Origin of the sequence: Streptomyces fulvorobeus (assembly GCF_013167895.1) — a bacterium.
GTDB classification, from domain to species: domain Bacteria; phylum Actinomycetota; class Actinomycetes; order Streptomycetales; family Streptomycetaceae; genus Streptomyces; species Streptomyces fulvorobeus.
Genome location: NZ_BLWC01000001.1, coordinates 2,997,670 through 3,016,421, shown reverse-complemented (window position 1 = coordinate 3,016,421; position 18,752 = coordinate 2,997,670). Strand labels below are relative to the sequence as shown.

General features: G+C 68.4%; 21 protein-coding genes. 14 read left to right on the top strand and 7 right to left on the bottom strand.

Annotated features, from left to right (window positions below):
• Positions 1 to 440: 440 nt before the first annotated feature.
• The 3 genes from Sfulv_RS13585 to Sfulv_RS13575 are packed head-to-tail and all read right to left on the bottom strand — an operon-like array spanning position 441 to position 1,350.
• On the bottom strand, positions 441 to 731 hold the full coding sequence (locus tag Sfulv_RS13585; protein ID WP_173313938.1) for a hypothetical protein: 291 nt from the start codon (positions 729 to 731) through the stop codon (positions 441 to 443).
• 29 nt (positions 732 to 760) lie between these two features.
• Positions 761 to 1,126, bottom strand: a complete 366-nt coding sequence (locus tag Sfulv_RS13580) for a hypothetical protein (protein ID WP_173313937.1) — start codon at positions 1,124 to 1,126, stop codon at positions 761 to 763.
• 29 nt (positions 1,127 to 1,155) lie between these two features.
• On the bottom strand, positions 1,156 to 1,350 hold the full coding sequence (locus tag Sfulv_RS13575; RefSeq protein ID WP_173313936.1) for a type II toxin-antitoxin system Phd/YefM family antitoxin: 195 nt from the start codon (positions 1,348 to 1,350) through the stop codon (positions 1,156 to 1,158).
• Positions 1,351 to 1,801: 451 nt separating this feature from the next.
• On the opposite strand from Sfulv_RS13575, the gene Sfulv_RS13570 reads away from it, so the two are divergent.
• Entirely contained in the window at positions 1,802 to 3,115 is a 1,314-nt protein-coding gene (locus Sfulv_RS13570) for a hypothetical protein (protein ID WP_256668915.1), read from the top strand.
• Between the two features lie 509 nt (positions 3,116 to 3,624).
• On the opposite strand, the gene Sfulv_RS13565 is transcribed toward Sfulv_RS13570, so the two are convergent.
• From Sfulv_RS13565 to Sfulv_RS13550, 4 genes are all read right to left on the bottom strand, one after another.
• A complete protein-coding gene (locus Sfulv_RS13565) occupies positions 3,625 to 4,296 on the bottom strand; it encodes a nucleotidyl transferase AbiEii/AbiGii toxin family protein (protein WP_173313935.1) in 672 nt (223 codons plus the stop codon).
• On the bottom strand, positions 4,293 to 4,640 hold the full coding sequence (locus Sfulv_RS13560) for a transcriptional regulator (protein ID WP_173313934.1): 348 nt from the start codon (positions 4,638 to 4,640) through the stop codon (positions 4,293 to 4,295). The genes Sfulv_RS13565 and Sfulv_RS13560 overlap by 4 nt, the downstream gene beginning before the upstream one ends.
• A 358-nt stretch (positions 4,641 to 4,998) precedes the next feature.
• The gene (locus Sfulv_RS13555) at positions 4,999 to 5,547 is read right to left on the bottom strand and encodes a UTRA domain-containing protein (RefSeq protein ID WP_173313933.1); all 549 of its coding nucleotides are present in this window, start codon (positions 5,545 to 5,547) and stop codon (positions 4,999 to 5,001) included.
• Positions 5,544 to 6,344, bottom strand: coding sequence for a GntR family transcriptional regulator (locus Sfulv_RS13550; RefSeq protein WP_173313932.1), 801 nt, complete (start codon positions 6,342 to 6,344; stop codon positions 5,544 to 5,546). Before Sfulv_RS13550 ends, Sfulv_RS13555 begins: the two co-directional genes overlap by 4 nt.
• A gap of 777 nt (positions 6,345 to 7,121) precedes the next feature.
• Between Sfulv_RS13550 and Sfulv_RS13545 the strand changes: the two genes are divergently transcribed.
• The 13 genes from Sfulv_RS13545 (at position 7,122) to Sfulv_RS13485 (ending at position 18,743) form a co-directional block, all read left to right on the top strand.
• Positions 7,122 to 7,400, top strand: a complete 279-nt coding sequence (locus Sfulv_RS13545; RefSeq protein WP_173313931.1) for a DUF6284 family protein — start codon at positions 7,122 to 7,124, stop codon at positions 7,398 to 7,400.
• Positions 7,397 to 7,681 carry a DUF6303 family protein gene (locus Sfulv_RS13540; RefSeq protein ID WP_173313930.1) on the top strand — a complete coding sequence of 95 codons (285 nt, stop codon included), beginning with the start codon at positions 7,397 to 7,399 and terminating at the stop codon, positions 7,679 to 7,681. Before Sfulv_RS13545 ends, Sfulv_RS13540 begins: the two co-directional genes overlap by 4 nt.
• Entirely contained in the window at positions 7,678 to 8,688 is a 1,011-nt protein-coding gene (locus Sfulv_RS13535; RefSeq protein ID WP_173313929.1) for a DUF2637 domain-containing protein, read from the top strand. The genes Sfulv_RS13540 and Sfulv_RS13535 overlap by 4 nt, the downstream gene beginning before the upstream one ends.
• The gene (locus tag Sfulv_RS13530) at positions 8,685 to 9,197 is read left to right on the top strand and encodes a hypothetical protein (protein ID WP_173313928.1); all 513 of its coding nucleotides are present in this window, start codon (positions 8,685 to 8,687) and stop codon (positions 9,195 to 9,197) included. The genes Sfulv_RS13535 and Sfulv_RS13530 overlap by 4 nt, the downstream gene beginning before the upstream one ends.
• Positions 9,194 to 9,523, top strand: a complete 330-nt coding sequence (locus Sfulv_RS13525; RefSeq protein ID WP_173313927.1) for an RRQRL motif-containing zinc-binding protein — start codon at positions 9,194 to 9,196, stop codon at positions 9,521 to 9,523. Before Sfulv_RS13530 ends, Sfulv_RS13525 begins: the two co-directional genes overlap by 4 nt.
• A gap of 18 nt (positions 9,524 to 9,541) precedes the next feature.
• The gene (locus Sfulv_RS13520) at positions 9,542 to 9,934 is read left to right on the top strand and encodes a DUF3307 domain-containing protein (protein ID WP_173313926.1); all 393 of its coding nucleotides are present in this window, start codon (positions 9,542 to 9,544) and stop codon (positions 9,932 to 9,934) included.
• Positions 9,935 to 10,788: 854 nt separating this feature from the next.
• On the top strand, positions 10,789 to 11,622 hold the full coding sequence (locus Sfulv_RS13515; protein ID WP_173313925.1) for a hypothetical protein: 834 nt from the start codon (positions 10,789 to 10,791) through the stop codon (positions 11,620 to 11,622).
• Between the two features lie 2 nt (positions 11,623 to 11,624).
• Positions 11,625 to 13,706 (top strand): hypothetical protein, encoded by a 2,082-nt coding sequence (locus Sfulv_RS13510; protein ID WP_173313924.1) that lies wholly within the window; start codon positions 11,625 to 11,627, stop codon positions 13,704 to 13,706.
• A gap of 211 nt (positions 13,707 to 13,917) precedes the next feature.
• Positions 13,918 to 14,388 carry a hypothetical protein gene (locus Sfulv_RS13505; protein ID WP_173313923.1) on the top strand — a complete coding sequence of 157 codons (471 nt, stop codon included), beginning with the start codon at positions 13,918 to 13,920 and terminating at the stop codon, positions 14,386 to 14,388.
• 81 nt (positions 14,389 to 14,469) lie between these two features.
• Complete coding sequence (locus Sfulv_RS13500) at positions 14,470 to 15,357, top strand: bifunctional DNA primase/polymerase (protein WP_173313922.1); 888 nt, start codon at positions 14,470 to 14,472, stop codon at positions 15,355 to 15,357.
• A gap of 2 nt (positions 15,358 to 15,359) precedes the next feature.
• Positions 15,360 to 17,009 carry an AICE element replication initiation protein gene (locus Sfulv_RS13495; protein ID WP_256669255.1) on the top strand — a complete coding sequence of 550 codons (1,650 nt, stop codon included), beginning with the start codon at positions 15,360 to 15,362 and terminating at the stop codon, positions 17,007 to 17,009.
• Positions 17,010 to 17,361: 352 nt separating this feature from the next.
• Positions 17,362 to 17,556 carry an excisionase family DNA-binding protein gene (locus tag Sfulv_RS13490; RefSeq protein ID WP_371874664.1) on the top strand — a complete coding sequence of 65 codons (195 nt, stop codon included), beginning with the start codon at positions 17,362 to 17,364 and terminating at the stop codon, positions 17,554 to 17,556.
• Positions 17,556 to 18,743, top strand: a complete 1,188-nt coding sequence (locus Sfulv_RS13485; protein WP_173313921.1) for a tyrosine-type recombinase/integrase — start codon at positions 17,556 to 17,558, stop codon at positions 18,741 to 18,743. The genes Sfulv_RS13490 and Sfulv_RS13485 overlap by 1 nt, the downstream gene beginning before the upstream one ends.
• Positions 18,744 to 18,752 lie beyond the last annotated feature (9 nt).

Here is an 18,752-nt window from a genome sequence, read left to right as displayed (position 1 = left end):
GCTGCCGTGCTGGTGCGGGAGCCCCTCACCACGGTCCGCCGGCTCCCGGCGGACGCCGGTCCGGGGGAGGTCCTTGACGGCGGCGTACGTGACGGCGGGGCCCGGCGTGGTCGGCTAGCTTCGGCGGCCGGGAGGGCCCGGAGGGCCGAATTCCGGTTCGGTCGGCGTGACGATCTGGATCACGCGGCCCTCGGAGTACCGCAGGCGCCTCGTGCCGAGCAGGAAGAGCCGGTCGTGAGCTGCGTGGTCCCCGTTGGGCGGGAGGGATGTATGGCTACGGGCTCTGTCTGGGAACTGCACCTGAGCGCTGTTGTCCGCTCCGCTGGGCACGGATGGGACACGTCGACGGTAGGTCATCAGTCTGAGGTTCTGTGCCGGAGCGGATGACGGAAAACGGAAGGGAAGCCACCTGTGCTGCAGACGCTCCGGTGGCGCAGACGTCAGGCCCAGAAGGCTTCGGTGACGACGATCTGCGGGTCGGCGTGGTGCCGCATGAAGGTGTGGATGAGCCAGCCGCGTCCGCCCGCCAGGTCCACGATGTGGGGGCCGCCGGGGCTTGTGGAGGCCAGAGGCCGGACGGTCACCCAGTGCGGGAGCGAGGCATCGGCGTCGATTCCCCGGAAGTACGGGTCCTCGGCTGTGATCAGTTCCGCACGGGCACTCATGACCAGGTCACTGCCTTCGGCGGGCATGTTCTGGAAGTCGTGCTGCGCCTGCTTCGTCCAGTCCATTTGCCAAGGCGGCCGGAATGGTTCGTAGATCACTCTCCGGGTTTCCTCCCAGCGGCTTCGTGCCGGAGGTGGCTGTACTCCTCCAGAAGCCGGATGGACTCCTCGGGGTCCTCGGACTTGGCGGCGCGGGCTTCGAGGTCGCGAAGGTGCGAGTCGAGGACGGGATTCCGGGCGATGGCGTACTGCGTCCACCACAGGCGCATGAAGGCGGGCACGGGGGTGATGTTGAAGGCGTCGCCGATGACGCGCTTCCAGTGCGCCTCAAAGGCCGGGAGGAGGTGCGGAGCGTGTTCCTGGATCGCCAACCTAAGTGCTTGAGGCGTGCGTTCGGGCATGGGTGGCCACCGCAGGGGCTCCCCCTCGTACCCATCGAAGTGGAGTGCGTGGGCGGGCATGGTTCGTGCTCCTTGGTGTGGAGGGTAAATCAGGCCGTCTCGCGTCGGTCCTCGTGCGACTGGTGCCCGCGGGCCATCTGCTCGAACCACTCGGCCGGCACCAGGTAGGCGACCGTCTTTCCCTTGCGGGTGATGGCGGCGGCCTCACCGGCGATACGGGTCCGGTCCAGGATCTCGCCCATCCCCTTGCGCAGGTCGATGGTTGTGTACGTCTTTGTCTCCATGTGCTGAAGGATATGACAACTATCATAGTTGACATACGGCGCGCAGGTATCGCGCGTCGGTGTCGTTCGGGGCCTCTGTCCGGGCGGTGTCGAGTGCGGCGCCGAGCTGCCTCATGAGTGCGACCTCTACTTCGGTACGCAGGCATGTCATCGTCCACCCGGCGGATCGCAGCGTCTTGTGCCTGGGCGGTGCCGCGGGGCATTCACGGTCGGCAACGGCTGCGGGCAGTTGCCTTTCCCGGGCGCTCGTTTCACGGTTCCAGCGTGCTTCGTGTCACGAAAGTCAGCTTCCCTGTGAGGTGGATCGAGCGCAGTGGCGACGGGCGTCCCGGGCGTTCTCCTCGGCGCGGAAAATGGAGGTGCTGAGCCCGGGCAGGGCTGTATGTTCTCCAAGTCCCGGCGTCCTAGGACATGCGTCATACTCGCCCAACTCGTTTCCAAGGTGGATTAATTGGCAAGATTCCGTGCGGCTCTGACTGCGGCCGCGGTGGCCGCCCTGTGCTTCGTGGGTATATCTCCCGCCCAGGCATCGGACCAGCTGACCGTCTCGTACGCCGGCAGCGTCAATGACGACCTCGGCACCCTGCAGGTCAGCGCACGCTCCGGCAGCGACATAGTCGAACTCACTGCCCACGTCTTTTCTCCAGTCACCCAGCAAGAGGTCGCTGTTCTCGAACCCGACGACTTCGCTCTGGATTCCGGTACCGCACAGGAAGGGATCTGGCGAAGCAAGGCACCCCTACAGTTGGCGGAGTTCGGCAGCTACCGGATCGGCATCGAGGCGACCGATGCAGACGGTGACCACATCTCAGTAGCCGACGCCGGCACCCTGGCCTACTACGCGGTGGCTCAGTTCCCGGAGTTCACCACTGACCGCACAGCTATCGGTGTCGATGAACGGGACGTGACCGTTGAGGGAGTTCTCAAGGCGAAGCTCCCTGGGGGCGGCGAGCCGGTCGTGCTCCCGGGCCGCAAGGTAGACATCGACGTCGACTACTGGACCGTCACGACCGTCACTACCGACGACGACGGCCACTTCACGGCGACGGTCCAGCTGGACAACGCCGCGCCCATCCAAGCGGTCTACCGCCATGACGGCGACCACGCGGGGTACCTCTACGGTGAATCGACGATGCTGCAGATCGGCATCGACAAGGCGCTCACCCGCTACACCCTTCAAACCAGCACACAGCGCATCGACAAGGGGCAGCCGGTCACACTCACGGGGCGGCTGGAGAAGGAGACGGAGAACGGCTGGGTGCCGCTGAGCGGGGTCTCAGGGGGAATCCTGTTCGGGCCGACGACCACCTACAACGACCGGGTCGGAGGGTTCACCACGGACGCAGACGGCACCTTCAGCACTCAGTACACGCCGTGGGAGACGGGCTTCTTCCAGGTCGCCCATCGGTCCGACGACCCATTCGTCTCCAACGGCAACGCGCGCAGTTCGACCGTGGTGGTGCTGCAACCCGCACGATTTCTCGACTTTTCCGCCCTGCGGACCGGCTCCCGGTCGGTCCACGCCGAAGGCCACATCGACTTCGACAACATCTCACCGGCCACCATCAACGTCGCCGTCCAGTACTCGCCGGACGGCACGTCCTGGACCACGCTGAGGACGGTGGAGGCTACATGGAGCGGCACGGGGGGCTACGGATTCGCCGCTGACCTCGCTGCGAAACGCCCGGGCCACTTCCGGGGCTACTTCGACGGTGGTGACGTCTTCCAGACCATCACATCAGCCAGCACGCACGTGGGACGCTGAGCGCCGCCTTCTCCAGCCTGAGGGCACCATGCCTGCGCTCCACTTCCGCGTGCTGGCAAGGCTCGGTCCGTGAGGGCGTGATCAGGCCGAAGGCGCCCCTGCTCAGGGAAAGCTGAGCAGGGGCACCTTTTTCTGTTCCGGGCCCTGGCGGTGGGCCATTGGTTCGGCCCGACTGTGTCCGGCGGTCACTCCGCTCAGCGCCGACCGGACGGCGACAAGGTGCCGCATACGGAGAAGCCCCGGGCCGCTGGCCTGGGGCTATGGAACGTGTGGAGCGGGTGACGAGTATCGAACTTGCGCTCTGAGCTTGGGAATCACCGGCGCTTGAACGGTTGAAACGCCTCTGGCCTGCATGTTTGGCTCGGAGGTATGAGGTCGACGTGGTCTCTGGGCGCCGTGCTTGACCGCTGTGGTCCACTGCGAAGGGCACGGATGGGGCACGGCGACCGAGGGGCGGGCAGCCCGTCGCGAACCGCGTCCTTGTCGGGCGGTCGGCATCCGTGAGGTCATCAGTCCTCGTGCGGATCCTCAAGTTCCTGAAGCCGTTCCCCGATGTCGCCCGCCCATACCTGTGCCCACTGCCGCAGACCGGTGATTGCATGCTCGTCGAGTCCGTAGGCGGCAAATTCCGTGTCGTCGATCCAGTCGGCTCCGCCCAGTCGCGCTTGAAGCTCGCTCAGGTCGAACGAGTCGCGGGCATGGCGCCGTCCGAGCTCTTCGAGTTCGACGTGACTCCAACGGTTTGCGGCGGCCTGTACGTCGATCAGGTCTCTGGCGAGCCCACGGTCGGCCAGCGCGCGAACCTTGGTTCCGACGACATCTTCGAGGGACAGCACCAAGCCGTGCTCGGTGTGCACGGGCGGCCTCCAGAGTGCTTCCTTGAGGATGTCGACCTCGCACTCCTCGCGGCTGGTGGGATCAGTGACGATCAGACGCGCGGACAACGGGTCTGTCTCCAGAGCTCTTACGCGCCATCCGCGCTGTTCCAGGCCGGTGCGCACGGCAGTGGAGATGTCCTCCATGCGTTGCGGGTTCTCGGTCGCTACGTCGAGGTCCTGGCTGAGCCGGTCGACCAGCCCGTGCGCTTGGACCGCATAGCCACCGGTAAGGGCCAGGGGGTACGCACCGCCCACGGCGAGCACGTCTGCCAGCAGGCGGCGGTGCAGGTCCGTGAGGTTCACGCAGCGGCCTGAGCGCTGTGAGCCAGCTCGTCGAAGGAGCTCTCCCAGACCTCTCGGACATCACGGCTGACCAGTGTGCGCAGTGTGGGCCACAGGCCGAGAAGCAGGTCGCGATTGAGGTACTGGACCAGGTCGTCGTGCCGGCCCTCGGCCAGGACGATGCGGTAGTAGCTCATCCGCAGCCGGGGCCGGTCGAGGTCGAACGTGGTCAGCCCCGACCATGCCAGGTGGAGCGGCAGGCTCACTGTGCCGTGCTGGGGGCCGGCGAGCTCAGAGAGCGCTGCGGGCAGGCGCCGGACGAACTTGGCGCGGCGAAGATCAGAAAGACTGGGCTGTGATGCCATACGTCGATTATCCAGGAAGAGGTCCCCGGTACCCGGCTGGCCGGTGACAAGGCGCTGGAAACAAAGAAGCCCCGGCCGCTGGCCCGGGGCTTTTGCATGGAGCGGGTGACGAGAATCGAACTCGCGCTCTGAGCTTGGGAATCTTGCCCTTGAGCCCCGGTTCCCCCCGCTGCGACCTGCTGCGATGTGCCTGCCGGGGGCTGCTGCACTCACCGCCAGGATCTCCGCCATTGACCGTGGTTGACCGCCCTCCGTGGTGCGGAGGTTGTGCGGAGGTCGAGCGGCTTTCCGCCTGCGCTGCGGCCCAGGAACGACAGCGGCCCGCATCGAGCGATGCGGGCCGCGTGGTGGGGGAAGGCTAGCCGACGGGAGCGTTGTAGCGCAGGACCCAGCCGGGACCGGGTCGGTGCACCGTAACCTCTACAGCGCGACCAGCCTCGGTGTAGCCGACGTGCGTAATCTGAAGCAGGTTGCTGCCGACCTCGACGCCGAACGCCTCGGCCTCGGTCGCGGTCGCAGGGTAGAGAGTGATCTCTTCCACGACCTCGGTCTGCCCGAATCCGGCGTCGCGCATCCGGCTGATGATGCCACCTCGGCCGGGATCGGGGTTCTCGATACTCGCGGCTTCGGCCACGTCCACGGGCACGTACGAGTCAGCGAGCTGGACCAGTCGCTCTCCGTCGTACATGTGGCGGGCACGGATCACGGTCTGTTCCGAAGCCTGGATGCTCAGCAGGTCGGCCACCTGCGCGGGTGCCGTGTCGCGCCGGATCGCGGTTTCCACCCGAGGCGTCCCGCCCAAGCGTTTGATCTCGCTCTCGAATGCGCCTCGGCTTTCGCCAGCTTCCCGGCGCTCGGTGCGGTAGCGCTCCGTGGCGTCTCGGACGATGGCGTTGTTGCTGCTCACTGGGAGTTTTCCTCTCGAACGGCGGGTTGGTCAATGGGCCACTCATAGCTGAGCGACCACAGCGTGATGGGCATGACGTGCACGCAGACTTCGACGGCTCTGCCGCTCTCCGTCAGCCCGATGTGGGTGATCTCGTATACGAGCCTGTCGGCGGCGATACCGAGCGCGTCGGCTTCCTCCTTGGTCGGTGGTCGGACGTCCACGGACTCTCGGATACGGGTCTGCTGATAGCCGAGGTCGGCCAAGCGGGACTTGCTTCCGCCATCGCCCGTGTCCTGCTGCTCCAGCTGAGACCCGAAGGCTACGTCCCCGGGGAAGTACGAGGTTGCAACCTGCACGACTGTGGCGTCAGCGCGCATGACTCGTGCCCTGACGAGGGTTTTCGCCGAATGGTGGATGCCTAGGGCCTTGGCGACCTGCTTCGGCGGTCGTGCCCGACTGATCTCCGTTGACGCACTCGGTGTCATGCCGAGCCGAGCGATCTCAGCTGCGAATGCACCGCGTGCCCCGTCTTCCTCGCGGGCCGCCTTGATGTAGCGGCCGGTTCCATCGCGGTGGATTTTCCCCAGGATCGGGGAGACGAATGTTCCTTCACCTCGCCGCGAGATGATCAGCCCTTCGTCCTCCAGCACCCGGTACACGTCGCGCGCGGTCTGGTACGCGATGCCTTCGGACTCCTGGAACTCCCGGACCTTGAGCAGGGGCTCACCAGGGCCGTAGCCCTTGGCCCCCGATCGGATCTTGTCCCGAAGGTCAGCAGCGAGCCGCTGGATCTTCGGTCCCTTGATCTCCTCCACTACGTCTCCCTTGATGCCTGCGTGACTCACGCGCCTACCCAGTCTGACAGGACTAGTCCTGAAACGACAGTCGGGTTCTGGGATGCGGCGGTACTCGCTCGCGCTCGACTCTCTGAACTAGTTCTGTTGACAGGGTAACGCGAGGCGTGCCTTAATCGTCTCAGCGCCGCAGAACTAGTTCAGCGGAGCGAGGGGGAGTTGCCTTCTTTGGGCTGCTTCGACCTGCATGGCCAGAGCCGGAGGGCCCCGTGAAACGGGTTCAAAGGAAGCGTTCGTTCTTTGAGAACTGAAGATCTGCTGTGTCCCGCTGGTGACAACCCCACAGGTGATGTGGGCGGTGACAGCGGTTGAGCTGGTCGGCGCACTAGGACGCGTCGGGAGCGAGCAGGGCAGGTCAGAACGGCGGCCGGGGAGGCCGGAACTTCCCCGGGAACGTGGCGCGTGGTGGCTTCGGGTGAAACCGGAGCCGCCGGGCTGAGCGAGCGGATCATCCCCGTACCCGCAAGGGCAGACGGGCGCGATGACCGAGGCCAGCGGGCCATGTAGCAGTAAGGGCGGCACATGGGCACCTGGAGAGGGCCTGTCGGGATGCCGTACCTGCGAAGGCGATCCCCGCTTGATGAGCACCGGATCGCCCTCGTCATGCAGGCAGGAACCACCCCTCGCCGGGTGCCTGCCTGCTTGATGAGGCACACCACCCACCAAACGCGGCACGGCCCCGGGATGCACCCCGGGGCCGCTGTCGAGCCGCACATCCTTCTAGGGAGAGAACGACTCATGAACACCATCGCAGCACTTCAGGCCGGTGTTACGGCCGCATCGTCCGAGCGTGAGCCGTCGGATGCCGAGCTGGATGCGATCGAGACCGAGACGCCGCTGATCCTCGCGGAGGTAGCCCTTCTCGACGCGCAGATCACGACCATCGACCGCACCCCGTCCGAGCTGGACGAGCGGCGTATCCGGCGGGCCCGCCGGCGGGTGCTGGCCGCCCGCCGGGACCTGGCCAACCGCACCGCCGCCGCGACGGACGCCACGGTGTCGGGCGGTGCGGCATGAGCGAGTACACCGCGCAGATGTCCAGCAGTGGCGGCAGGTGGATTTTGTACGTCGCTCTGATGGGTGTCCCGGTCTCGCAGTGGCCGGAGCATGACTTCGGTCCCGGGACCGTGCCGACGCCGGGGGAGCGTTCACAGGCGCTCACCGGCCTGGGGTTCGTGTTCATGAGCGGGGCCGAGTGGGAGTGGACGGAGTACCCCGAGAGGCCCGACGACGACACTTCCCCGGTGCGGCTGCTGGCCACGGTCCGGGTGTGTTCACGGGACGGGGGTGCGTCGTGAGCAGTGTTCAGATTCGTTCAGCGGAGAAGGCGCTGTCGGTCGGTACGTGGTTGATCGTGGGTGGGGCAATGCTCTTCTCCATCCTCACGGTGACGCCGTTGATGGAGCGCCACAGCCCCAAGGGGTGGGAGTGGACGGCTCCGATCCTGCCTCTGGTGGTTGATGCGGCGGTTGTCATCGTGGTCCGTCTGGACTCGGTCCTGGCCGCGTTGGGCGGGGACGGGGGCCGGTGGCCGATCGCGTTGCGGTGGATGACCGGCGGCATGACCCTGGCCCTGAATGTGGCCGACAGCGCGCTGAAGAAGGACCTGGTCGGGGCGGCGGTCCACTCGGTCGCGCCCCTGCTTCTGATCGTCACGGCTGAGACCGGTCTCGCCTACCGGCAGGCCATCACCGCCGCCCACACCGCCCGCGAAGCACAGCTCAAGGCCGAGCGGGTGGAGCGCGAGCGGGCCGCTGAGGAGCGCCGTGAGGCGCAGGAGCGGCGGGTGCGTGAGGAGCGCGAGTACGCGGCGCAGTTGGCCCGTGAACAGCGTGAACACGAAGCGCTCATCGTCCGTGAACAGGCCGCCCGGGAGGACGCCGCGCGGCGTGAGGAGCGCGAGCGGGCAGAGGCGAAGGAGCGGGCTGAGCGGGAGGTCCGTGAACGCCGTGAACAGATGCGTGAACAGCAGCAGGCCGAGCGTGAACGCCTTGAACGCGAGGCCGCGCAGCGCCGCGAGCTGGAGGCCCGGGAGCGGGAGGCCCGTGAACGCCGTGAGCGTGAGCGTGAACAGGAGCGGGTTGAGCGTGAACGCCAGGCTTTGCTGTCCGCCGGTCCCGCCGATGAGAAGCAGGGTGAGGAGCGGGCGCGGGTCACGGTCCGGGCCGCGTTCGAGGCCGGGCTGTCTATCCGGCAGGCCGCTGAGCTGTGTGGCTGGTCCACCGGCTGGGTGACCGCCCGCTACCAGGAACACCGCGACACCACCCCTGCCCCTGCATCGGACCTTGAGGGAGCCACCGCATGATCACCCTGATCCGCATCCGCACCCTGGCCGCCCTGCGCGACAGCCTCACCGAGGCTGAGACGGAGGCCGAGGCCGCCCGCACTGAGGCTGACAAGTGCCTGGAGCAGAGCGGCGACATGCTCGACCACCTGACCCAAGCCGACGACGTGGCGGAGGAACTGCGGGCCGACCTGGCCCAGTCCCGGCTGGATGCGGCCCGGCTCGAAGGCGAGCTGGAGGCCCTGCGGGCCCAGGTGCTGCTGGACACCGAGGACCGCCAAGCGTTGCGCACCCTGCTCCGCGCCGTCCGCAAGCAGAACCAGCGGGCCCATCGGGTCTACGTGCTCTTCCGCTTCGGGGAGCTGCACAGCATCCACGCCACGGCCGACGCCGCTGAGATCGCCGCCGAGGCCGAGGGCGCCGCAAGGGCCGGGTGGACCCCGCACACCACCTGCTGCGACGGCACCACCGTCCCGGCCTCTGAGGTCCGGTGGCGTATCCAGCCCGTCCTCCTCGGAGAAACCCGGTGAGCACCCTGCCCACCTACCGGTGGCGGCTCGCCCCCGAGGGCCTGGCCACCCGCCGTCAGCTCCGTGCGCTGGGGCTGCGGCCTGGTGGTCAGGACGTCGTCGCGGAGGTCCATCGGCCGCGCCGCAGGCGTGGCCCGCTGGTCGCTTACCTCTACCGCATCGACCGGGCCAAGCCGGTCCGCCCGATGTCCCCGGGCCGTGCGGCGGCTCTTGCCAAGGCCATGGCTGCCCGGCGGACCTGCCCCGCCTGCCGGCGCGATGCCGGTTACTGCATTCCGCGTTCGCTGGGCATGTGCGTGCCCTGCGCCGATTGCCCGCCCTCATGAACCGGAAGGACACCGGTCGTGTTCGCTTCGCTGTTCATCCTGCTCTACCTGGGTCATCTGCTGGCCGACTACCCGTTCCAGACCGATCATCAGGCCGCACACAAGGCGGACTGCGGTGCGGCAGGGTGGCGGGCCAGCTTCACGCACGCCGCCACCCACATCGTCACGTGCGGTGCGGGACTCCTCGCAGGGGTGGTGCTGCTGGACCTGCCGGTTTCAGTGCCGGCCGCGCTGGCAGCACTGGTCTGGATCGGTGCGACGCATGCGTTCATCGACCGCAGGTGGCCGGTGGCCTGGTGGATGGACCATGCCCGCCAAACCGGCTGGGCCGCGACCGGCGGTGCTGCGCACGTCGATCAGACCGCGCATCTCACCGCACTGCTCGTTGCGGCCCTGTTCCTCGCCGCCTGAGCGCTTCCCACCCGCACAGGGCCCGGCCCTCTCCTCGACAGATCCGGCCGGGCCCTCCTACTCCCAAGGGAGTGAACTCAGCATGACTGACACCACCCTTGCTCCGGAAGTAGCCCCGGTGGCGGCTCCGGACACTGACCCGTCTCCTCCGCCTGCGCAGAAGCCGGCCGCCGAGGTAGAGCACACCCCGGGCGGGTGGCCGGTCGTCCCGCTCGCGGTGACCGGCACCAACGCCACCGCGTCCCTGATGGCGGCTGCCGCGCTGGTCGGAGGCCCCGCTGCTTTGGCTGTTGCCGCCACGGGTGCCGTCGTCCTCGGCACAGTCGCAGCCACCCGCACCCGCCGCACCAAGAACAAGCCCCACAAGACAAGGACCAAGACGACCACCGGCTGGGGGTCTGGCAAAAGTGCAGGCCGTACATCCCGCAAGTCGAGCGCAGCCGCTCCGGTGGGCCGCGCTTCCGGCCGTCGTGGTGCGGCGGGAGGGGTGCCGAAGCAGTCCCGTAACGGGAACGCCGGCACCAGTAAGACGCCAGGCCGTGGCGGGAGGAAGACCGCTCACGGCACGACCGGTTCTTCTACGGCGGGCTCGAAGGCGGGAGCGCTGCACCGCAGCCCCCACACCCCCGCAAGACACCCAAGACCCCGGGGCTGGGTCGGCTTCGGGTATGTCTCGGGGGCGTGCGGGGCAGGTCAAGGCATTGCGCGAGTCGGCCCGCAAGGCGGCTCCGTCCCGGGCTGATCGGCGGTCTGAGACGGCTGGGGCGCGGCGGGCTGTGAAGGATGCCCGCCGTAACGCCAAGACCGCCGCGCGGTCTGCGTCGCTGGACCATAAGGGTCCGGTGGGCCGGTCTGTGAGCAAGGCGGCAGGCCGGGTCGGTGCCGCCAAGGGAGCGGCAATTGAGCGCAGCCGCCAGGCGCGTGACCAGCGGACGGCCGGAAAGGTCGCCGCTCAGCGCGACGACATCCGTAAGGCGCCGGTCAGGAAGAAGGCGCGCAAAGCGCTGTGGCGGTCCGCTGCCCGCTTTCAGGGCCGCCGCCTGCTGGCCGCGCTGCTCGCCGGGGCGTTGGGCCTGGTCGGGATGGTCAGCACGCCGCTGGGTCGGAAGCTCGGCTGGGCCTGGCTCCAGTACCCGGGCCGCCGTCTCTACGCCCGGATGACCCGCACGGCCGAGGAGCAGCGCACCCTCCGGGACGACGCCATACGCGCTGCTCTGGAGGACGACGAAGCGGCTGCCGACGCCGAGGCGGCTGACAGCGCCGAGCAGATCAGTGACACGGCGGAGCGCCCCGAGGGGCTGATGCCGGCAGCACCCACCATGACTGCGAGTGAGGGAGAGGGCATGTCTGGTTTCCGGTTCGAGGAGTACGCGGCGGAGATGGAAGCCGCCGCGGGGCAGTACGAGCCTGAGTCGGCCATGGAGATCCTGGCCATGGTCGAGCGGCTCCCGGATGCGCTCACGAGCGTCGCGAACGTGATGAAGATCCTGGCGGAGCGGGCGGATTCGGAGTTCCCGCTGGAGAAGGACGTCGCGGAGGGCTTCAGCTCCATCTTCGGCGCGGTCATGTCGGCGGTCGCGGTCGCGGAGGACATGGGGCCGCTGTTCCGCCTCTCCCACGAGCAGGACATCGCCCGCCACGAAGACCCCCGCAACGGACACGAGGCCGAGAAGGGCTGGAACGTCTGATCATGACCACCACCACACAGGCCAGCACGGGGCCGGTGTGGGACTGGGCTGCCGGTCACGGACCCGTGACCGGCGCCCTGTCCGCCACCACCGGATGCCTCGCCCTCGCCACCACCGGAGCAGCCACCGGTATGCCCCCCGCCTGGGCCCTCACCATCGGTGCGGCCGGGGCGATCGGCCACACCGTCAGCAGCCTGCGCGAACGCCTTTCCGCCCGCACCATCGCCATGCGCTCCGCCTCCTGGCTGGTAGGCGCCGGATGGACCACCTGGGCCATGACCACCGGCCCCCTGACCTGGGCCGCCCTCGGATCACTCGCCACCATCGGCGTCGGTATCGGCGCCGCCGCCCGTACCACCCTCCTCTATGAAGAGGCCAGGGAGCTGGAGGCCATCGCGGCCGATGAACGACAGGTCAGCCGCGAACTCAGTGCGGAACGGCGGGCGATCGCCGCCGAGTGGGTGGACCGGGTGCAGCGGGTTTGCACGATCACGCTGCGGGTCGTCGCGGTGGAGATCTGGCCGACCGGTACCGGGTTCACCATCGATGCCGAACTCCCCGCCGGTGGGACCACCTACGACCGGATCGCCCAGCACTCCGCCGCGCTGTCCGCCGACGCCCGCCTCCCGCACGGCTGCACCGCCGTCGCCTCCCAAGGCATCCACCAAGGCCGGGTGCTCATCGACGTGACCACGGTCAACGTCCTCTCCGAGGAACGCACCTACCCGTCCGACTACAGCCCCCTGTCGATCTACACCGGCATCCCGTGGGGCTACCGCACCAACGCCGAAGAGATCTGCGTCTTTCTGCGCGAGCAGTGCGCGCTGGTCGTGGGCCCCACCGGGTCCGGGAAGACGAACATGGTCCACGTCATCCTGGCGGGGTTCGCCCGCACCACCGACGTCCTGACCTGGGTGATCGACCTGAACGCCGGATCGGCCGGCCTGCCCTGGGTGCGCCCCGCACTCGACATCCACGGGGCACCCGTGGACGGGGTCCGGCCGGGCATCGACTGGCTCGCCTCAACCCACGAGGAAGCCACGCTGATGCTCGATGCGGCCCTGGTCATCGGGTTGCGCCGCAAGGTCGCCTACCAGGACCTCATGGCTAAGGCGAACACCGACCAGCTCCCCATCAGCGCGAAGATCCCCCAGATCATGCTGGTCGTCGATGAAGGTGCGGAGATCCTGACCAGCACCGACCGGCGCATGAAGGACCTCGCGAAGAAGATCCTCGAAGTGATCCGGATGCTGCGCGCCATGGGGGTGCGCACCGTGCTCACCGCGCTGGGTGCCACCGGGGCGGTGCTCGGGAACCTGATGATCCGCCGCGAAGCCAAGGCCCGGGTCTGCCTGACCGGCGGGGAAGTCGAGGGCATGGACCTGAGCAGAGTCTTCCCCGGCACTCGCGGGCTCCGCGTGGATCAAGCCCCCTACAAGGGAGCCGGGTTCATGGGCACCCCCGAGTCCGCCGCAGCCCTGTTCAAGAACTGGCGGATTCTGCCCAACCAGATCCGCGACATCGTCCACGCCACCACCGACATGCACCCCACCCTGGACACCATCTCCGCCAAGGCGGCGGGCGACGCATACGCGAACCGGTGGGAGGCGGAGCGCACCGCGTGGATGCGAGACCCGACCAACACCCCGGCCGCCGACGCCGGACCGGCCGGACAGTCAGCCGTGAGCAACGGACTGAACCTGTCCGCACTCCGCAACGAGCAGGCGGCCCCGGTATCCGATGAAGACGCGGCCGTACGCGCGTTCATGGAACAGATCGACCAGCAATTCGGCACCGCCCCCGAGCCCGGAAGCACACCGGAACCTCCGGCCGCGTCACCGGGGCTGAACCTGTCGGCACTGCGGGACAGTGATGACGAGGGCGGGCCCGCGTGGGTGGCTGACGCGGTCGCCGCGATCAAGACAGCGGGCCCGGCGGGCATGAAGCCGTCCGCCGTCGCCGATCTCGTCCGGCGCAGCCGCCAGGCCGTGCGCGCCGCACTCAAAGCAGCGGCCGAACGGGGCGAGCTGGTCTACCGGGACAACGGCCCGCACTCGGTCTACGTCCACCCCGACCACGCCTGAACGCCTCACAGAGCGCTACTGGCTACTGGTTACTGGCAACTTGCCACTAGCCAGTAGAAGCCCTTCCTACTGGCAACCAGAGGCTTCAACAGGGCCTTTCTGCTTGCCAGTAACCAGTAGCCACTAACCACTACGACCACGCAACGTCACAACACGTCGGGCGGCACCCACCATCACGGGTGCCGCCCGGTCGTGTTGAAGGGAGCCCCTTGTGTACCCGCAGACCGCGTGCGAGATCACCACCCTCGCCACCCAGCAGCCCACCGCACACGCCCCGATGCTGCCCCACGAGATCCCCCCGGGAGTCCAGATGGTCACCCTCCCCGGCGGCATCCGCACCCTCGCCTACACCCCCCAGCAGACACCGCCCCCGCCGCCGGTTCCCGCCGCGCAGCCGATCCCGGCATGGGCCAAGACCACCGCCCTGCTCACCCCGACCATCGGCGGAGGGATCGCCGCCGCCGGTATCGGGCTTTCCTACGCAGCCCCGGGACTGATCGCCATGAGCCAAGCCCTCTGGGCCACCGTCGCCCTCATCGCCGCCGCAGCCATCGGCGTCCCCGCACTGCTCCGGCTCAGCCGCGCCACGACCGGCACCAGCCGGGCCAGCACCCACATCACGCAGAACATCACCGCCACCGGGATGTTCGGCAAGGCCAGCGGCACCATCAACCACCGCTGACAAAGGGCGGCCCCCATCTCACGCCAATGATCCGGGGCCGCCCTCGTCTGCCAGCACCCAAGAGAACTGGAGACACCCAGCATGACCCAACCCACCCCCATCCGGCCAGCAAGCGACTACCAGTCGGGCTTGCTCGGTCATCTCGACGTCGCCCTCGATCTGGCACGGTGTGGCCTTCCTGTCCTGCCGTTGCGGGCGGGGAAGGTCCCCTTCGGGAACTGCTCCGCCTGCCGGGCCAACGCCTGCGGCGGCCGGCCGAACATGAAAACCCCCGGCCCCTGCACCTGCATCCGCCCCTGCCACGCCTGGGCCGCAGCTTCCACCGACCTCGCCACCCTTACCGGGCCCGCATGGGGACCGCTCTGGAGGCAGGCACAGGCTGTGGCTTACCACCCCGGTGGAGCAGGCTTGGCGGTGGTCGACCTCGACGACGCTGACGCCGTCACCTGGGCGCGCCGGACGCTCCCCGCCACCCGCACCGTGCCGACGACGCGGGGTGAGCACTGGATCTACCGGGGCGTAATGCAGTCCGCGAATGCTGTGCGGCCCGGCGTCGACATCAAGTCCACCATGTCCTACGCCCGGTGGCTCGGCCCCGGCACCGGCACCATGACCGACCTGCCCGACGTTGTGCGCGCCCTGGTCGTCAAGGAGCCTCCTGCCCTCCCGCCGGCACCCCGCATCGTCAGTGTGCCCGCCCAGGCCGGGGGCGGGGAGTGCCGCCATCGCACGCCCGCCTATCTGGAGCGTGGCATTGCCATGGCCGAGCAGCGCATTACCGAGGCCACCAGCGCGGTGCATGCGACCGTCTACCGGACTTTCCTTGCCGTGCTGTCCGCGCACGGGCGGTGCGGCTGTCTGCGTGACATCCACGTCGGGCGGCTGTTCGCTGCTGCTCAGGCCAAGGGCGAATCCGTCCGGCACTGCACGGACGCGTGGACCAACGCCCGTACCAGGCTGGGGCTGTGACCATGTCCGACGACGAGAAGAACCCGGCCCGCGAGGTCATCACCGACTACGCGCAACAGCACTTCCGCTACTTCCGTACCGCCGAGGGAACCGTCTACGCGCAGAAGAACGGCCACCCTGTGGCCCGCCCGATCCGCTCCCAGGGCACGACCGGCAGCCACCGCCAGGAACTCATGGTCGGCCTGTACAAGGACGGGCGCGGTGTGTTCAACGGGACCGCCCTGAAGGAGGCGCTGGACTTGATCGAAGCCCTTGCACTGACCGAGGACACCCAGCCCGTCCACATCCGCGTCGCCCCCGGATTCGACGGGGCGACCTGGCTGGACCTGGGGCGCAGCGACGGGCAGTCCGTCCGTATCCACCCCACCGGCTGGGACATCACTGTCCCCGACCCGCGCGAGGTGTGCTGGCGCCGCACCCAGCTCACCGGGGAACTCCCCCTGCCGGTCAAGGACACCGACGGCAAAGGCATCGACCTGCTGTTCCGGCTGACGAACTTCGCCAACGCCGAGACCGAGTGCCTGGCCATGGCGTGGCTGGTCGGCTGTCTGGGGCCGTCTGTGCCCGTCCCTGCCCCGTTCCTCACCGGCCCGCAGGGTGCGGGTAAGTCCACGGCCGGCCGGATGCTAGTACGGATCATCGAAGGCATGAGCGGAGACCTGCGCCGGGCCCCGAAGGACGAGGAGAACCTGATCGCGGCCGTGGCGGCGGGGTGGGTCACCGCCCTGGACAACCTCTCCCACATGACGCCGGACCTGTCCGACGCCATGTGCTGCATCGTCACGGGGGCGGAGAGCGTCAAAAGGGCCCTGTTCACCGATGGGGACGTGTTCCGGGCCCGCTACCGACGCCCCCTGCTCCTGACCGGCATCGACGTCGGCGTCCTGCGGGGCGACCTCGCCGAACGGCTCCTGCCCCTGCGCCTGGAGCGCCCCCGTGTCCGCCGCACCGAGGCCGAACTGTGGGCGGAGTTCGAGGACGCTTTGCCCGTCATCCTCGGCTCGCTCCTGGACCTCGCGGTCAAGATCCGCGCGGCCGAAGCCGAGACGCCCACAGATCTGCGGATGGCCGACTTCGCCCACTTGTGCGCGCAGTTCGACTCGACGTCCAGCCTCGGAGCGCTCAACGCCTACCGAGCCAGCCTGGACGACCTGAACGACGACGTCATCGAGGGCGATCTCCTCGCCCAGACAGTTCTCCAGCATGCCGACAGCATCGAACCGGGCGCCGAGCAGCGGATGACGTCTACCCAGTGGCTGCACTGCCTCAGCAACGTCTACAGCGGCGACGAACTGCGGCCCCTGCCCAAGGGCTGGCCGACCACCGGCAAAGTCCTCTCCGACCGCCTCAAGCGCCTCCAGCCGACCCTGGCCGCCCGAGGGGTCCTCATCGACAGCGGACGCACCAAAGCAGGTCGCTACCTCGAAATGACCCGATGCCCCGGCCCGCCGCCCCCGAGCAGCCGGAGCAGACGGCAGCGTTCTGACCGCGCCCGGTCACCAGGGGACAAGCAAGAGGAGCACCCCGGGCCACGCCGCCGGGTGCTCCTCTTGCTGTTCGGCGGAACGCCGCCCAAGAGGCGTGCCCGAAGGGCCCCTCACTTCGCCCCAAGGATCACCGCCACTACTACAGACACCCCCTCTTTTTCCTAAGTAGGGAAGGTCTGCGTCACCTGCGTCACCCGGGACGGAAAACGGCCCCCCACCTGCACCGACAGGGGTGACGCAGACGACGAATCCTGCGTCATCCTGCGTCACCCGCGTCACCCCCACGTCACCCGGTGACGCACGGGTGACGCACACCCAACTCACTGCGTCACCCAAACCCGCAGGTCACAGCCCCGGATGACGCGGGTGACGCGGTGACGCAGAAATCCACACCTCGGACAACCATGCCGCGCACTGAGGACAGGAGGTAGGCGATATGACCAACCTTGCTCACCCCGGTCGCAGGCTCGCAGTCGTGCCCAGCACGGCCAGGCCCGCGCCACTGGAAGAGACATACATGGACGTCAAGGCCCTGGCCAAGCTGCTGGGCACCACCGAGCGATTTCCGCGTCGTCTCGTGGCTGAGCGGCGCATTCGCTACCTGAAAGCCGGTACCCACGTGCGCTTCCCGGCGAGCGCCGTCGAGGAGTTCCTTGCCACCAACACCGTTGAACCGATCCGGCCCCGTCGCCGCATGAGGAGGGCCGCCTGATGGCCAAGCGCAAGAAGAGCAGCACGAAGAAGATGACGATGCGTCGGTTCGGAGCGGTCAGGCAGTACCGCTCCGGGCGCTGGTCCGCCTCCTACCTGGACCCGGCGGGGGAGCGTCGCCGGGCTCAGGAGACCTTCGAGACGAAGACCGATGCCGAGATCTGGCTCTCACAGATCGAAGCGGACATGACTCGTGATGCGTGGCGGAACCCGGACGCCGGCGCGGTGAATTTCGAGGAGTACGCAACGAAGTGGGTGGTGGAAAGGGGCGTCGCGCCCCTCACGGAGGAGCTGTACATCCGGCTGCTCAGGCTGCATCTCGTTCCCACGTTCGGGGTGTTCGACCTGGACGAGATCACCCCGCCGCGCGTACGGGAGTGGCGGGCGGAGCGCCTGACCGCCACGGGGGCGACGACCGTCGCGAAGTCCTACCGGCTGCTGAAAGCCATCCTGGAGACCGCGACCGACGACGAGCTGATCCGCCGGAACCCCTGCCGCATCCGTGGTGCGGGTAAGGAGGTTTCGCAGTCGGGCCAGGTGGCGACCGTCGCCCAGGTTGACGCACTTGCGGACGCCATCGGCATCCGGTGGCGCTTGATGGTCTACCTCGGTGCCTACGGGCCCATGAGGCCGGAAGAGCAGGCGGAGCTCCGACGCAAGGACGTGAACGTCGACAACGTCACCGTCGTCGTCCGGAAGGCCGCTCCGGAGCTGGCCACGGGCAAGCGGGCCGAGGGGCCGACGAAGTCGGAGGCCGGGAAGCGCGTCGTTGTTCTACCGGAGTTTTTGCGGAAGGACCTCCAGCGGCACATGGACTGGTACGCGGAGAAGGGGCCGGACGGACTGCTGTTCGTGGGGGAGAAGGGCAAGCCGTTCCGCCGTTCGACCTTCGGGCGGAAGTGGCGCAAGGCGCGGGCCGCGGTCGGCCTGCCGGACAACTTCCGCTTCTACGACCTCCGGCACACCGGCCACACCCTCTCGACCCGGTCGGGGGCCACGCTCAAGGACACGATGGTGCGCGCCGGCCAGTCGACGGAGAAGGCCGCCCTGATCTACCAGCACTCCGACCACGAGCGTCAGAAGGAGGTGGCGGGCGGGCTGGACCGGATGGTGCGAGCGGCCCGCGACAAGGCGCGCGAGGAGCGCGAAAAGGGGTCAGGTGGTGCGGAGGTGGTGCAAGGCGCTTAGGGAGGTCTA

Excerpts from the sequence above, each read along its gene's own strand:
- Sfulv_RS13585 (WP_173313938.1), bottom strand. The coding sequence starts at position 731 with ATGGACTGGACGAAGCAGGCGCAGCACGACTTCCAGAACATGCCCGCC.
- Sfulv_RS13580 (WP_173313937.1), bottom strand. The coding sequence starts at position 1,126 with ATGCCCGCCCACGCACTCCACTTCGATGGGTACGAGGGGGAGCCCCTG.
- Sfulv_RS13575 (WP_173313936.1), bottom strand. The coding sequence starts at position 1,350 with ATGGAGACAAAGACGTACACAACCATCGACCTGCGCAAGGGGATGGGC.
- Sfulv_RS13560 (WP_173313934.1), bottom strand. The coding sequence starts at position 4,640 with ATGGCATCACAGCCCAGTCTTTCTGATCTTCGCCGCGCCAAGTTCGTC.
- Sfulv_RS13545 (WP_173313931.1), top strand. The coding sequence starts at position 7,122 with ATGAACACCATCGCAGCACTTCAGGCCGGTGTTACGGCCGCATCGTCC.
- Sfulv_RS13540 (WP_173313930.1), top strand. The coding sequence starts at position 7,397 with ATGAGCGAGTACACCGCGCAGATGTCCAGCAGTGGCGGCAGGTGGATT.
- Sfulv_RS13530 (WP_173313928.1), top strand. The coding sequence starts at position 8,685 with ATGATCACCCTGATCCGCATCCGCACCCTGGCCGCCCTGCGCGACAGC.
- Sfulv_RS13510 (WP_173313924.1), top strand. The coding sequence starts at position 11,625 with ATGACCACCACCACACAGGCCAGCACGGGGCCGGTGTGGGACTGGGCT.
- Sfulv_RS13500 (WP_173313922.1), top strand. The coding sequence starts at position 14,470 with ATGACCCAACCCACCCCCATCCGGCCAGCAAGCGACTACCAGTCGGGC.
- Sfulv_RS13495 (WP_256669255.1), top strand. The coding sequence starts at position 15,360 with ATGTCCGACGACGAGAAGAACCCGGCCCGCGAGGTCATCACCGACTAC.
- Sfulv_RS13490 (WP_371874664.1), top strand. The coding sequence starts at position 17,362 with ATGGACGTCAAGGCCCTGGCCAAGCTGCTGGGCACCACCGAGCGATTT.
- Sfulv_RS13485 (WP_173313921.1), top strand. The coding sequence starts at position 17,556 with ATGGCCAAGCGCAAGAAGAGCAGCACGAAGAAGATGACGATGCGTCGG.